This window comes from Chelatococcus caeni (assembly GCF_014196925.1).
Lineage (GTDB): Bacteria > Pseudomonadota > Alphaproteobacteria > Rhizobiales > Beijerinckiaceae > Chelatococcus_A > Chelatococcus_A caeni.
The window spans coordinates 513039-526790 of sequence record NZ_JACIEN010000002.1; the positions used below are offsets into that span (position 1 = coordinate 513039).

General features: G+C 69.4%; 13 protein-coding genes. 11 read left to right on the top strand and 2 right to left on the bottom strand.

Annotation, left to right across the window (positions count from 1 at the left end; all coding sequences use genetic code 11):
* Positions 1-15 precede the first annotated feature (15 nt).
* On the bottom strand, positions 16-753 hold the full coding sequence (locus tag GGR16_RS11125; protein ID WP_183316635.1) for a 3-deoxy-manno-octulosonate cytidylyltransferase: 738 nt from the start codon (positions 751-753) through the stop codon (positions 16-18).
* A 283-nt stretch (positions 754-1036) separates the two neighbouring features.
* Between GGR16_RS11125 and GGR16_RS11130 the strand changes: the two genes are divergently transcribed.
* The 8 genes from GGR16_RS11130 to GGR16_RS11165 all read left to right on the top strand — a co-directional run bounded on the left by GGR16_RS11130 (position 1037) and on the right by GGR16_RS11165 (position 9696).
* Complete coding sequence (locus tag GGR16_RS11130) at positions 1037-1588, top strand: c-type cytochrome (RefSeq protein ID WP_019400817.1); 552 nt, start codon at positions 1037-1039, stop codon at positions 1586-1588.
* A 235-nt stretch (positions 1589-1823) separates the two neighbouring features.
* Positions 1824-3710, top strand: coding sequence for an extracellular solute-binding protein (locus GGR16_RS11135; protein ID WP_183316636.1), 1887 nt, complete (start codon positions 1824-1826; stop codon positions 3708-3710).
* Between the two features lie 45 nt (positions 3711-3755).
* Positions 3756-4829 carry a microcin C ABC transporter permease YejB gene (locus GGR16_RS11140; RefSeq protein WP_183316637.1) on the top strand — a complete coding sequence of 358 codons (1074 nt, stop codon included), beginning with the start codon at positions 3756-3758 and terminating at the stop codon, positions 4827-4829.
* Positions 4830-5996 (top strand): ABC transporter permease, encoded by a 1167-nt coding sequence (locus GGR16_RS11145; protein ID WP_183316638.1) that lies wholly within the window; start codon positions 4830-4832, stop codon positions 5994-5996.
* A 65-nt stretch (positions 5997-6061) separates the two neighbouring features.
* On the top strand, positions 6062-6292 hold the full coding sequence (locus GGR16_RS11150) for a hypothetical protein (protein WP_245258844.1): 231 nt from the start codon (positions 6062-6064) through the stop codon (positions 6290-6292).
* A complete protein-coding gene (locus GGR16_RS11155; protein ID WP_183316639.1) occupies positions 6289-6744 on the top strand; it encodes a PIN domain-containing protein in 456 nt (151 codons plus the stop codon). Before GGR16_RS11150 ends, GGR16_RS11155 begins: the two co-directional genes overlap by 4 nt.
* Positions 6741-8354 carry an ABC transporter ATP-binding protein gene (locus tag GGR16_RS11160; RefSeq protein WP_183316640.1) on the top strand — a complete coding sequence of 538 codons (1614 nt, stop codon included), beginning with the start codon at positions 6741-6743 and terminating at the stop codon, positions 8352-8354. Before GGR16_RS11155 ends, GGR16_RS11160 begins: the two co-directional genes overlap by 4 nt.
* 115 nt (positions 8355-8469) lie before the next feature.
* The gene (locus GGR16_RS11165) at positions 8470-9696 is read left to right on the top strand and encodes a phosphopentomutase (RefSeq protein ID WP_183316641.1); all 1227 of its coding nucleotides are present in this window, start codon (positions 8470-8472) and stop codon (positions 9694-9696) included.
* A gap of 10 nt (positions 9697-9706) precedes the next feature.
* Here GGR16_RS11165 and GGR16_RS11170 read toward each other — a convergent pair whose 3' ends face one another.
* Complete coding sequence (locus GGR16_RS11170) at positions 9707-10288, bottom strand: NAD(P)H-dependent oxidoreductase (RefSeq protein WP_019400809.1); 582 nt, start codon at positions 10286-10288, stop codon at positions 9707-9709.
* A gap of 191 nt (positions 10289-10479) precedes the next feature.
* On the opposite strand from GGR16_RS11170, the gene GGR16_RS11175 reads away from it, so the two are divergent.
* The 3 genes from GGR16_RS11175 to upp all read left to right on the top strand — a co-directional run bounded on the left by GGR16_RS11175 (position 10480) and on the right by upp (position 13744).
* The gene (locus tag GGR16_RS11175; RefSeq protein ID WP_183316642.1) at positions 10480-11739 is read left to right on the top strand and encodes a GTP cyclohydrolase II; all 1260 of its coding nucleotides are present in this window, start codon (positions 10480-10482) and stop codon (positions 11737-11739) included.
* Between the two features lie 14 nt (positions 11740-11753).
* Positions 11754-13022, top strand: coding sequence for a URC4/urg3 family protein (locus GGR16_RS11180; RefSeq protein WP_183316643.1), 1269 nt, complete (start codon positions 11754-11756; stop codon positions 13020-13022).
* 92 nt (positions 13023-13114) lie between these two features.
* The gene (gene upp / locus GGR16_RS11185) at positions 13115-13744 is read left to right on the top strand and encodes a uracil phosphoribosyltransferase (RefSeq protein ID WP_019400806.1); all 630 of its coding nucleotides are present in this window, start codon (positions 13115-13117) and stop codon (positions 13742-13744) included.
* Positions 13745-13752: the final 8 nt, after the last annotated feature.

A 13752-nucleotide genomic window follows, 5' to 3' on the forward strand; every position in this document is an offset into this window, starting at 1 on the left:
TCGCGGAAGATAAGGTCAGCGGCGCGGCGCGAGCATGGCGCGGGCGCGTTCGAGATCATGCGGCGTGTCGACGCCGAGCGGCACGTCGTCCACGACGACGATGTCGATGCGCATTCCCGCCTCGACGGCCCGCAGCTGCTCGAGCCGCTCGCGGCGCTCCAGCGGCGAGGGCGGCAGGGCGACGAAGCGGGCGAGCGCCGCGCGGCGATAGGTATAGAGGCCGATGTGATGCAGCAGCGGCCCTTCGCCGTAAGGCGCGGTGGCGCGGGTGAAATAGAGCGCGCGCAGGTGGCCCGGCGCAATCTCGCTGCCGATGGCCTTGACCACGCTCGGCTCCGTCCGTTCCTCCTCGCGGGTGATGACCGCTGCGAGCGTCGCGATGTCGACAGCCGGGTCGACAAGGGGCCGCGTCGAGGCGGTGATGACGCGCGGATCGATGGTCGGCAGGTCGCCCTGCACGTTGACGACGATGTCGTGCCGGCCTTCCGGATCGAGGCTCTCGAGGGCCTCGTGGATCCGGTCCGAGCCCGACTGGTGATCCGGGCGCGTCATCACGGCCCGTCCGCCGGCCCTGGTCACGGCCTCGGCGATGGCCGGCGCGTCGGTCGCGACGGCGACCGGACCGATGCCGGCCTCCTCGGCCCGCCGCATGACGTGCACGATCATCGGTTCGCCCCCGATGTCCGCGAGGGGCTTGTCGGGCAGGCGCGTCGAGGCGAGGCGGGCGGGGATGAGGACGATGGGGTCGGACATGTCGGCGTTTCGCTGGTCGTTCTCGTTGCGGCGCGGCCGGGTATCCGCGGGGAGCGGCCCGGCGCGCCGGGCGCTTATAGCAGGCGCTGCGCGGTCCGTCCTCCCCGACGCGCGGTGGACAATTGCGCGCGCGGGGGCGGTGCGACGACATAACCGCACGCGCCTTATTGCCAAGCGCCCGCCAAAGCGGGTAATCATCCGCCGCCGCATGGGGCTGCCCCCGTGCGGCGCCCTTGCCTTTGCCGACACCTCGTCCGTAGCGACGGACCGGAGCTGCCGACCGATGGATTCCTTCGAGCTCAACAAGATCGCGGGCGCCGTGCTGGGCACCCTTCTGTTTGTCATGGGCCTCAATATCGTGGCGGGAATCGTCTTCGCCCCGCACCGGCCCGCGGTGCCCGGCTACGACCTGCCTTCGGCCGAGGAAGCAACCGGCGGCGGCGAGGCTGCTCCCCAGGCGCCGGCCGTGCCGCTGCCCCAGCTTCTGGCCCAGGCCGACCCGGCCCGCGGCGAGAAGGCCGTCGCCAAGTGCAAGGCCTGCCACACCTTCGAGAAGGGCGGCCCGAACAAGGTCGGCCCGCACCTGTGGGATGTCGTCGACCGGCAGATCGCCGAAGTGTCCGACTTCAGCTATTCGGCCACGCTCAGGGAGCATGGCGGCAACGGCGAGAAGTGGACCTATGAGCATCTCAACGAGTTCATCGCCAATCCGCGCGGCTACATGAAGGGCACGATCATGGCCTTCGCCGGCGTTCCCAAGCCGGAAGAGCGGGCGGACATCCTCGCCTACCTGCGCACCCTCTCCGACAATCCCGCGCCGCTGCCGGCGGAGTGAGCGGGACATCCGGGACAGCCGAGACGGCCGGGCCAAAAGCCCGGCCGAATCGTTTTTAAGCGCCGCGCCGGCGCTTCTCCCGCCACACAATTTCGACAACCGGGGTTCCGCTGACCCTGCCGGCCGTCCTACTGTGCCGATGCATCGCGCCTTGCGAGGTAGGGGCGCGCAGGAAGCCGGCCGCCCGCTCCGTGCATCGGCGTGCCCGGCGCCCTTGCGGAAGGAGACGAGACACGTGAACGGACCGCTGTTCGACCCGACGCGCTTTTCCTTCACCCGGCGCGCCCTGCTCGCGGCGGGCGGCGCGACGGCCGCCGGGCTGTTCATGCCGCGCATGGGGCTGGCCGACGAGGCCGAGGTGCATGGCCTGTCCGCCTTCGGCGACCTCGCCTATCCGCCGGACTTCAAGCATTTCAGCTACGTCAATCCGGATGCGCCGAAGGGCGGCACGCTGTCGCTGCAGATCAAGCAGGCGGGTGGCAACCAGAACTTCGATACTTTCAACACGCTCAACATCTTCGTGCTGCGCGGCGACGGCGCGGCCGGGATGGACCTGACCTACGACACGCTGATGGCCGGCTCCGGCGATGAGCCCGACGCGCTCTACGGCCTCGTGGCGCGTGCCGTGCGCATCTCGCCGGACGAACTGACCTACCGCTTCGTGCTGCGGCCCGAGGCGCGCTTCCACGACGGCTCGCGCATCACGGCCGAGGACGTCGCCTTCTCGCTCGACATCCTCAAGACGAAAGGGCACCCGAACTACCGCGCCATCCTGACCGAGGTCGTCGGCACGGAGGTGGAGCGCGAGGATGTCGTCGCCGTCCGCCTGTCGCCGCAGCGCAGCCGCGACCTGCACCTCGTCGTCGCGAGCCTGCCGGTCTTCTCCAAGGCCTACTGGAGCAATCGCGATTTCGAGGCGACCACGCTCGAGGCGCCGCTCGGCTCCGGCGCCTACAAGGTCGGGCGCTTCGAGGTCGGCCGCTTCATCGAATTCGAGCGGGTCGAGGACTATTGGGCGCGCGATCTGCCGGTCAATGTCGGCGGCAACAATTTCGGCCGCATCCGCTACGAATATTTCCGCGACCGGCAGGTGGCCTTCGAGGCCTTCAAGTCCGGCGCCTTCAACTACCACGAGGAATTTACGGCACGCATCTGGGCGACGGGCTACGATTTCCCCGCCATGCGCGCAGGCCGCGTCAAGCGCGAGGAGATTCTGACGCGCTCTGCCGTGCCGACGCAGGGCTGGTACTTCAACACGCGCCGGGCGCAGTTCCGCGACCCGCGCGTGCGCGAGGCGATCGGCCTCGCCTTCGACTTCGAGTGGACGAACAAGAACATCATGTACTCGGCCTACAGGCGGCTGACGTCCTTCTTCGAGGCCTCAGAGATGAAGGCGACCGGCACCCCCTCGCCGGAAGAGCTGGCGCTCCTCGAGCCGTTCAGGGCCGACCTGCCGGAGGAGGTCTTCGGCGAGCCCTACGTGCCGCCGGTGTCCGACGGCTCCGGCAGCGACCGGGCCCTCTTGCGGCGGGCGGACGAGCTCCTGCGCGCCGCCGGCTGCAAGCGCGAGGGGCGGCGCCTCCTCTTGCCGGACGGGCAGCCCTTCACCATTGAGTTCCTCGACTTCCAGCCGACGCTGCAGCCGCATACGCAGCCCTTCCAGGAGAACCTGCAGCGGCTCGGCATCGAGGCGCGCTCGCGCATCGTCGATGCGGCCCAGTACCGGCGGCGCATGGACGACTTCGACTTCGACATGGCGAGCATGGCGCTGAGCGGCAGCCTGACGCCCGGCGACAGCATGCGCGTCGTCTACGGCACCGAGGCGGCGAAGACGCCGGGCTCACGCAACGTCGCCGGCATCGCGAACCCTGCCATCGACGCGCTCATCGAGCGCATCGGCCGGGCCAAGACGCGTGCGGAGCTCACCATCGCCTGCCGGGCGCTCGACCGCATCCTGCGGGCCGGCCGCTATTGGGTGCCTATGTGGTACAAGGACCAGACGCTGGTCGCCTACTGGGACATCTTCTCGCGGCCGGAGAAGACGCCGAAATACGGCTCGGGCGCGCCGGGCACGTGGTGGTATGACGCCGACAAGGCGCGGGCCATCGGCTGGAAGGGATGAGAGGCACGATGACCGGCGCTGCCGTGACCGCCTGAGCGAGCCCCCATGCTGGCCTACGCGCTGCGACGCATTCTCCTCATGGTGCCGACGCTGTTCGGCATCATGCTCGTTTCCTTCGTCATTGTGCAGTTCGCGCCCGGCGGCCCGGTTGAGCGGGTGCTCGCGCAGATCCAGGGCACCGATGCCGGCGCCACCGCCCGCTTCGGGGGCGGCGGCGCGACTGACGCCGGCCAGTCGCGCTATCGCGGCGCGCAGGGGCTCGATCCGGCCTTCATCAAGGAGCTCGAGCAGCAGTTCGGCTTCGACAAGCCGGCGCCCGAACGCTTCGCCAAGATGATGGTGGACTACGCCACCTTCGACTTCGGCCGCAGCTATTTCCGCGACATCGCCGTCGTCGACCTCATCGCCGAGAAGTTGCCCGTGTCGATCTCGCTCGGGCTTTGGATGATGCTCATCTCCTATGCCATCTCGATCCCGCTCGGCATCGCCAAGGCGGTGCGCGACGGCGAGCGCTTCGACACCTGGACCTCGGCCGTGGTCGTCGTCGGCTACGCCATCCCGAGCTTTCTCTTCGCCATCCTGCTCATCGTGCTCTTTGCCGGCGGCTCCTTCTGGCAGTTCTTTCCGCTCAGGGGGCTGACCTCGGACAACTGGCGCGACTTGCCGCTCATGGCCAAGGTCGGGGACTATCTCTGGCACATCACGCTGCCGGTGCTGGCGCTCACGCTCGGCGCCTTCGCGACGACGACGCTGCTGACCAAGAACTCCTTCCTCGAGGAGATCCGCAAGCACTATGTGCTGACCGCGCGGATGAAGGGCCTGTCGGAGCGGCAGGTGCTCTACGGGCATGTCTTCCGCAACGCCATGCTGATCGTCGTCTCGGGCTTTCCCGGGGCCTTCATCAGCGCCTTCTTCACCGGCTCGCTGCTGATCGAGACCATCTTCTCGCTCGACGGCCTGGGGCTCCTGTCCTTCGAGGCCATCGTCAACCGCGACTATCCTGTCGTCTTCGCCAACCTCTACATCTTCGCCCTCATCGGCCTCCTCGTGAACCTCCTCTCCGACCTCACCTACATGTGGATCGATCCGCGGATCGATTTCGAGACGCGGGAGGTGTGAGTGGCCGAGACCTCGACCCTCACGACGCCAGAGGAGACGGCCAGGCTCGCCCCGCCGCTGCCGCGCCGGGGGCTGCTGCGCCTGTCGCCGATCAACGCCCGCCGTCTCGCCAATTTCCGGGCGAACCGGCGCGGCTACTGGTCCTTCTGGATCTTTCTGGTGCTTTTCGTCCTCAGCCTCTTCGCCGAGTTCATCGCCAATGACCGGCCGATCCTCGTCTCCTACAAGGGCGAACTCCTGGCGCCGGTGCTCATCGACTATCCGGAGGAGAAGTTCGGCGGCTTCTTCGCCGTCACCGACTACCGCGACCCCGCCATCGCGTCCGAGATCGCCGAGAACGGCTGGGCCCTGTGGCCGCCCATCCGCTTCTCCTACAACACGCACAACCGCAACCTGCCGGTGCCTGCGCCCTCGCCGCCGACGTGGCTGCTCGGCGACGGCGAGTGCCGCCCGTCCGCCGAGCGCGTCGGCGGCAGCACCTGCGCCGACATCGAATGGAACTGGCTCGGCACCGACGACCAGGGCCGCGACGTGGTGGCGCGGCTCATCTACGGCTTCCGCATCTCCGTCCTCTTCGGCCTGACCCTGACCGTCGTCTCCTCGCTGATCGGCGTCGCGGCGGGCGCGGTGCAGGGCTATTTCGGCGGCTGGATCGACCTCGTCTTCCAGCGGCTCATCGAGATCTGGACGGCGATCCCGGCGCTCTATCTGCTCATCATCATCTCGGCCGTCATCACGCCGGGGTTCTTCGTGCTGCTCGGCATCCTGCTGCTGTTCTCGTGGGTGGCGCTCGTCGGCGTGGTGCGGGCCGAGTTCCTGCGCGCGCGCAACTTCGAATATGTGCGCGCCGCCCGCGCGCTCGGCCTGTCGAACGGGACCATCATGTTCCGCCACCTCCTGCCGAACGCCATGGTGGCGACGCTGACCTTCCTGCCCTTCATCCTCAACGGCTCGATCACGACACTGACGTCGCTCGACTTCCTCGGCTTCGGCCTGCCGCCGGGCTCGCCGTCACTCGGGGAACTGCTGGCGCAGGGCAAGAATCACCTCGAGGCGCCGTGGCTCGGCCTCACCGGCTTCTTCGTCATCGCCATCATGCTGTCGCTGCTCATCTTCGTCGGCGAGGCGGTGCGCGACGCCTTCGACCCGCGCAAGACCTTTGGCTGAGCCGATGCTATGGTGAGGCGGACAAGGAGCCGACGATGGGCAGAGTTGTGCGCGAGCACTACCCCGTGAGCAAGCTGCCGGAGGATCTGCGGGACGATCTCGACCCGACGGCGACCGTGCGCGTCGTCATCGAGGAGGAGGTCCGGCCGGGGGCGAAAGCCCCGGAGCAGACAAGGGAGCGGCAGCAGATTTTCAAGAAGCTGGCCGATTTCCGGCGACAGGCCCGGCCGAGCTTCTCGTCCGCGGACGAAATCAATGCCCACGTGCGCAGTCTGCGGGACGAGTGGGACCGGTGACGTCGCCGACGAAGGTCTATTGCGACACCAACATCTTCATCGCCGCCATGGAGATGCAGGGTGGGCTCAGCGATCAGGCGTGGCAGGTGCTTGATGCGGTGGACGAAGGACGTCTCGTTGCCGTCACCAGCGAGCTCTCCCTCGCCGAAGTGCTCGTCAAACCTCTCGCCGCCCGGGACCGCAAGCTCGCTGACAGCTATGAAGGCCTCATTGCATCGCGCTCTTGTTTCGAGGTGCTGGCAGTGGAACGCGCCGTACTGGTGCGTGCTGCCAGCTTGCGTGCCGACAGGCCGGGTCTGAAGCTGCCGGACGCGATCCACGTCGCGACCGCCCTTAGCGGCGAATGTCGCTTCTTCCCCACCACCGACAAGCGGCTCGCCGTACCGCCGCCGCTGACGGCCCTCGATCTCGGGCCGCATCTTCTCCAAAAAATCGTCCGCGGCGCCCCATGACCACGCCCCTCCTTTCCGTCCGAGACCTGTCCGTCGCCTTCCGCCAGGCGGGCCAGGAGACGCTTGCCGTCGACCGCGTGTCCTTCGACGTCGCGCCGGGCGAGACGGTGGCCATCGTCGGGGAGTCCGGCTCGGGCAAGACCGTGACGGCCCTGTCGGTGCTCAAGCTCCTGCCCTATCCGGCCGCGCATCATCCGTCCGGGCAGGCGCTGTTCAAGGGGCGGGACCTCATCGCGGCGAGCGAGGCGGAGATGCGGGCCGTGCGCGGCAACGACATCACCATGGTCTTCCAGGAGCCGATGACCTCGCTCAATCCGCTCCACACCATCGAGCGGCAGATCGGCGAGATCCTCAGGCTGCACCGCGGCATGAGCGGGCCGGCGGCCCGCGCCCGCACGCTCGAATTGCTCGAGCTCGTCGGCATCGCCTCGGCCGGCGAGCGGCTCGAGGCCTATCCGCACCAGCTCTCGGGCGGCCAGCGCCAGCGCGTCATGATCGCCATGGCGCTCGCCAACGAGCCGGACCTGCTCATCGCCGATGAGCCGACGACGGCGCTCGACGTCACGGTGCAGGCCCAGATCCTCGCCCTGCTCGCCGACCTCAAGGCGCGGCTCGGCATGGCGCTGCTCTTCATCACCCACGATCTCGGCATCGTGCGCCGCATCGCGGACCGGGTCTGCGTGATGACGGAGGGGCGCATCGTCGAGACCGGCCCGGTGGAAGCGGTCTTCACGCGGCCGCAGCACGCCTATACGCGCAAGTTGCTCGCGGCCGAGCCGAAGGGCGAGCCGCGGCCGGTGGCCGGAACGGCGCCCGTCGTCGTCGAGGCCGGGCCGCTCAGGGTGTGGTTTCCCATCAAGAAGGGGCTGCTCAGGCGAACGGTCGGCCACGTCAAGGCGGTCGACGGCATCTCGCTCTCCATCCGCGCCGGCGAGACGCTCGGCGTCGTCGGCGAATCGGGCTCCGGCAAGACGACGCTCGGGCTTGCGCTCCTCAGGCTCATCGCCAGCGAGGGGCCCGTGGTCTTCCTCGGCCGGAACATCGACGGCCTCAGGCAGAAGGAGATCCGGCCGCTGCGCAAGGACCTGCAGGTGGTCTTCCAGGATCCCTACGGGTCGCTGAGCCCGCGCCTCTCCGTCGCCGAGATCGTGGGCGAGGGGCTCGACGTGCAGAAGCCGGGCCTGTCCTACGAGGAACGGCGCGAGATCGTCGCCCGTGCGCTCGCCGACGTCGGGCTCGACCCGGCGGCGATGGACCGTTACCCGCATGAGTTCTCCGGTGGCCAGCGCCAGCGCATCGCCATCGCGCGCGCCATGGCGCTCGATCCGAAGTTCGTCGTGCTCGACGAGCCGACCTCGGCGCTCGACATGTCGGTGCAGGCGCAGATCGTCGATCTGCTGCGCAAGCTGCAGGCCGAGCGCGACCTCGCCTACATGTTCATTTCGCACGACCTCAAGGTGGTGCGCGCGCTCGCCAATGCGCTCATCGTGATGAAGGACGGCGTCGTCGTGGAAGAGGGGCCGGCGGAGACGATCTTCGCGGCTCCGAAGCACGAATACACGCGCAAGCTCTTCGCCGCGGCCTTCGCGCGCGCGGCAGAGGCGACCTGAAAACAGGCGACCTGAAAACAGGCGACCTGAAACAATCTGCAAAGTTAAATGACTTCGCAGGCCGCCGGGCGCACCTTACAACCGGCGTCCCCACGCATTCCTTGAGACGCACGCCATGCCACGCGCCCTTCTCATCGTGCTCGATTCCGTCGGTGCCGGCGGCGCTCCCGATGCGGCCGCCTTCGGCGACGAGGGCGCCGACACGCTCGGCCACATCGCCGCGGCCTGCGCGTCGGGCGGGGCGGACAGGCAGGGCCTGCGCCGGGGGCCGCTCGCGATCCCCAACCTCGCCCGCCTCGGGCTCTCGCAGGCCTGCGAATTGTCGACCGGGCGCCCGCTCGCCGGCGTGGCGCGGCCGGACGAGCCGTTGGGGCAGTGGGGCGTCGCGCGCGAGACCTCCATCGGCAAGGACACCCCCTCCGGCCATTGGGAGATCGCGGGACGGCCGGTACCCTTCGCCTGGGGCTACTTCCCGAACACCCACCCCGCCTTCCCGCCGGAGCTCGTGGCGAAGATCGTCGCGGCGGCGAAGCTGCCCGGCATCCTCGGCGACAGCCACGCCTCCGGCACCGCCATCATCGAGGAGCTCGGCGCCGAGCACGTGGCGAGCGGCAAGCCGATCCTCTACACCTCCGTCGATTCCGTGCTGCAGATCGCCGCGCACGAGGAAACCTTCGGGCTCGAGCGGCTCTACGAGCTGTGCCGCATCGTCCGCCCCCTGGTCGACCCGCTCAGGATCGGCCGCGTCATCGCCCGGCCGTTCGTCGGCACGCCGGACGGCGGCTTCACCCGCACCGGCAACCGCAAGGACTTCGCCATTCCCCCGCCGGACGGGACCATTCTCGACCGGCTCGCCGGCGCCAGCCGCGCCATCGTCACTGTCGGCAAGATCGGTGACATCTTCGCCCACCGGCACACGGGACGGGAGATCAAGCCGCACGGCAACGACGCCGTGCTGACGGCGACCCTCGAGGCGCTCCGGGCGCTGCCGGACGGCGGCTTCGTGTTCTCCAACCTCGTCGATTTCGACACCGAGTACGGCCACCGCCGGGACGTCGCCGGCTATGCCGCGGCCATCGAGGCCTTCGATCGGCGCGTGCCGGAGATCGAGGCGCTGCTCGGCCCCGGCGACGTCGCCGTCGTCACCGCCGATCACGGCAACGACCCGACCTGGAGCGGCACCGACCATACGCGCGAGCAGGTGCCGGTGCTCGCCTTCGGCCCCGCCGTCGTGCCGGGGGCGATCGGCCTCAGGACGACCTTCGCCGATATCGGCGAGACGCTCGCCGCCCATCTCGGCCTGCCGGGTTCCGGGCCTGGCAGGCCGTGGTCCTTCTGCTGATCGCCGTCCCCTAGCGGCCCTCGCGCCCGAGGCTCGCCATGCGCGCGAGCCAGAGCCGGCGCTTCTCCTCGTTGGCCGTGCCGACGCCGCCGAACAGGCTGCGGCGGATCGGCCCCAGGCCGACGAAGGAAAGGATGTTGCGCTCGAGGCCGCGCAGGCCGTGGGCACCGTACCACCAGCGGTAGATGAAGGCCGGCATGCCCATCGTCACGACGATGCGGACGGAACGGCCGGTGAGGAGCTTCTCGGGCACTCCGCCGCCCTTGTAGCGGAAGGCGGTGCCGGGGCGCAGCACCTGCTCGAGGAAGGCCTTGGCAAGGGCCGGCAATGTCCCGAGCCAGAGGGGAAAGACGAGGACGACATGATCCGCCCAGGCGAGTGCCTCGCCCGCCTCGGCAAGGCCTTCCGGCATCAGCCCGAGCTCGAAATCGTTCTGCGTGCGCAGGAACGGCACGTCGAGCCGGGCGATGTCGACCTCCTTCACGCTGTGGCCGCCGGCGCGGGCGCCTTCCGCATAGGCGGCCGCCAGGGCGCGGCACAGGCGGGCGGGATCATTGTCGGGGTGGCCCTGGAGAATGGTGATCTTACGCATGCACTCATCCCATCGATAAGGGCCGCCATGTTCGGCGCAGGCGACGCCGTTTGGTTTGATGCAGGTCACACGCGCACCATTTGCGCTGCGAGTTGACGCCATCGCCGCGGTGCAGCAAGCTCCCTCCGGTCGAGACCCTTCGAGCCCTCCAGCCTTTTCGGCGAGGGCTCGTTCTCTTCGGGGCACAGGCCATGACGACGCCGAATCGGTCGAGCCATATCCGTCTCACCTCCCATCCCGAGCCCGAGGCGCCCGCACGCTTTCCCATCCGCTGGGGCGCGGGCACTCCCGCCGAGCGGGGGCCGGTGATCGGCACCGTCACCAATCCGGGCCTGCGCAACGTCATCGGCGCGCATGGCGGCGCCTATGCGCTCTACCGTGCGCTCGCCGTCTCGTCCGGCGCGCTCAACCCGCTGGTGCGGCCGGACCTCACCAACACCGATCCCGTCGTCGCCATCGGGCCGCATCCGCAATGGAGCGAGCCTGGCCGCATCGTCTCGCTCGATCCCTTCGGCCACATGGTGGCGAGCGCCTTTTCCCGCGAGGTGGCGGAGGGGGCCGACATCCGGCCTTCCATCGCCGTCACCCGCGCGCGGCTCAACCTGCCCGAGATCCTCGCCGCCATCGCCGGACACCGCCTCGCGGCCGACGGCACCATCCTGCACGCCTCCGGCGACATCGCCGTCACCAAGATCGCGATCGACCCGGTCTGGCACCTGCCGGGGGTCGCCGAGCGCTTCGGCACGAGCGAGCAGAAGCTGCGGCGCACGCTCTTCGAACAGACGGGGGGCATGTTCCCGGAGCTCGTGACGCGGCCGGACCTGCACGTCTTCCTGCCGCCCATCGGCGGCACCACGGTCTACATCGTCGGCGAGGTCGCGGCGCTGACCGACGAGAAGCGCACCATCGCCTGCCGGGTGCACGACGAGTGCAACGGCTCCGATGTCTTCGGCTCCGACATCTGCACCTGCCGCCCCTATCTGGTGCACGGCATCGAGGAATGCGTGCGCGAGGCGCAGAAGGGCGGCGCCGGCGTCATCGTCTACAACCGCAAGGAGGGGCGGGCGCTCGGCGAGGTCACGAAGTTCCTCGTCTACAACGCCCGCAAGCGCCAGGAAGGCGGCGACCAGGCGGCCACCTATTTCGAGCGCACGGAATGCGTCGCCGGCGTGCAGGACGCTCGCTTCCAGCAGCTGATGCCGGACGTGCTGCACTGGCTCGGCATCCGCCGCATCAACCGGTTCGTCTCCATGTCCAACATGAAATACGACGCCATCACCGGCTCGGGCATCGAGATCGGGGAGCGGGTGCCGATCCCGGACGAACTCGTGCCGCCCGATGCGCAGGTGGAACTCGCGGCCAAGAAGGCGGCCGGCTACTATACGCCGGAGACGCCGCCGGACGAGGCCGCGCTCAAGGCGACGGTCGGCCGCGACCTCGATCGTTATTGAGGGACTGGCGGGTGATGACGGAACGGTCGGTGCGTACGAGCGAGGCCGGGGGCGTTTCGCCTGATACGGTCAGGGCGCTGCTGTCGGCGCGGGCGGTGCGCGAGCGGGCCCGCACCATGCTCGGCCTCGCGCAGGACGGGCGCCTCCTCCACTGCGCCGTCGACATGGACCGGCTGCCCCTGGTGGCGGATTATGTCGTCGATACGATCCGGGCCAATTACCCGACGCTCGCCATCCCCTTCCATGCCCGCTGGCGGCATTTCGCCGCGGGTGGCCATGACCGCTGGGGGGCGCTCGCGGCGCGAACGCGCTGGCCGGATGCCGCCGCGAAGGCCCGGGCCGCCTTCGACCTCGCCATCCTCAGCGTCCTCCTCGATGCCGGCGCCGGTCCCGTCTGGCGCTACAGGGAGGACGAGACGGGCGAGGCCTATGCCCGTTCCGAGGGCCTCGCGGTCGCCTCGCTGCGCATGTTCGAGGCCGGGCTCTTCTCCTTCTGCGCGGAAGATCCGCTGCGCGCCGACGCCAAGCGGCTGCGCGAGGTGACCGCGCGCGACCTCGCCGCCGGCTTCAAGGCGAGCGAGCAGAACGCGCTCGTCGGGGTCGAGGGCCGGGCCGCGCTGCTCTACGGCCTCGGCACGGTGGCTGCGGCCAAGCCCGAGGTCTTCGCCCGCGCCGACGGGCCGCGCCCGGGCGGGCTGTTCGATGCCCTGGTGGCCGAGGGCGCGGGCGGCGAGGTGCCGGCGGAGCTGATCCTGCACATGCTCCTCGCCCATCTCTCCGCGGTCTGGCCGGCGCGCCTCACCATCGCCGGCCTCGAGCTCGGCGACACGTGGATGCATCCGCTGATGCCGGGCGAGGGGGGCACGGCGGGCCTCGTGCCCTTCCACAAGCTGTCGCAATGGCTGGCCTATTCGCTGATCGAGCCGCTGGAGGAGGCGGGGCTCGCCGTCACCGGCATCGACGGGCTCACCGGCCTGCCGGAATATCGCAACGGCGGCCTCCTCATCGACCTCGGCGCCATCCGCCTGAAGGATCCGGAGGATCTGGCGCGCACCCATGAGGTGTCCTCGCCGCTCGTCGTCGAGTGGCGGGCGCTGACGGTGGCCCTGCTCGACGAGGTGGCCCGCCTCGTGCGCGAGCGGCTCGGCTGCGACGAGCGGGCGATGCCGCTTGCCCGCGTGCTCGAGGGAGGCACCTGGGCCGCCGGCCGCCGCATCGCGCGCGAGAAGCGCGGCGACGGTTCTCCACCGCTTTCCATCGCCAGCGACGGCACGGTGTTCTGATTCCGCCTTCCCGCGGTGGCGCGCCGGTGCTTATTGTCGGGCAAGCGGCGCAGAACCGCCCGTGTCAACCATCCAGAGGCCGGAGCCGATCCATGGAAGGCGTTACCGTCGTCGACCATCCCCTGGTGCAGCACAAGCTGACGCTGATGCGCGACAAGTCGCGCTCCACCAAGGGCTTTCGCCAGCTGCTGAACGAGATCGGCATGCTGCTGTGCTACGAGGTGACGCGCGACCTGCCGCTCGAGGATGTCGATATCGAGACGCCGCTCACGCCGATGCGCGCGCCGATGCTGGCCGGCAAGAAGCTCGTCTTCGCGCCCATCCTGCGCGCCGGCGTCGGCTTTCTCGACGGCATGCTCGACCTCGTGCCCTCCGCGCGCGTCGCCCACATCGGCCTCTACCGCGACCCCGAGACGCTGACGGCCGTCGAATATTACTTCAAGGCCCCGACCAATCTCGCCGAGCGCCTCGTCATCGTCATGGACCCGATGCTGGCGACGGCCAACTCCGCCGTCGCCGCCATCGACCGGCTGAAGGAGCGCGGCGCCAAGGAGATGCGCTTCGTGTGCCTGCTCGCCGCCCCCGAGGGCATCGAGAAGCTGCGCGGCGAGCATCCCGACGTGCCGATCTGGACCGCGGCCATCGACGAGCATCTGAACGACCACGGCTACATCATGCCGGGCCTCGGCGACGCCGGTGACCGCATGTACGGCACCAAGTGACTGAAGCC

Bases quoted from the DNA above. Each gene is read 5' to 3' on its own strand.
- GGR16_RS11175 (WP_183316642.1), top strand. From the start codon at position 10,480: ATGACGACGCCGAATCGGTCGAGCCATATCCGTCTCACCTCCCATCCC.
- upp (WP_019400806.1), top strand. From the start codon at position 13,115: ATGGAAGGCGTTACCGTCGTCGACCATCCCCTGGTGCAGCACAAGCTG.
- GGR16_RS11140 (WP_183316637.1), top strand. From the start codon at position 3,756: ATGCTGGCCTACGCGCTGCGACGCATTCTCCTCATGGTGCCGACGCTG.
- GGR16_RS11125 (WP_183316635.1), bottom strand. From the start codon at position 753: ATGTCCGACCCCATCGTCCTCATCCCCGCCCGCCTCGCCTCGACGCGC.
- GGR16_RS11170 (WP_019400809.1), bottom strand. From the start codon at position 10,288: ATGCGTAAGATCACCATTCTCCAGGGCCACCCCGACAATGATCCCGCC.
- GGR16_RS11160 (WP_183316640.1), top strand. From the start codon at position 6,741: ATGACCACGCCCCTCCTTTCCGTCCGAGACCTGTCCGTCGCCTTCCGC.
- GGR16_RS11130 (WP_019400817.1), top strand. From the start codon at position 1,037: ATGGATTCCTTCGAGCTCAACAAGATCGCGGGCGCCGTGCTGGGCACC.
- GGR16_RS11165 (WP_183316641.1), top strand. From the start codon at position 8,470: ATGCCACGCGCCCTTCTCATCGTGCTCGATTCCGTCGGTGCCGGCGGC.
- GGR16_RS11180 (WP_183316643.1), top strand. From the start codon at position 11,754: ATGACGGAACGGTCGGTGCGTACGAGCGAGGCCGGGGGCGTTTCGCCT.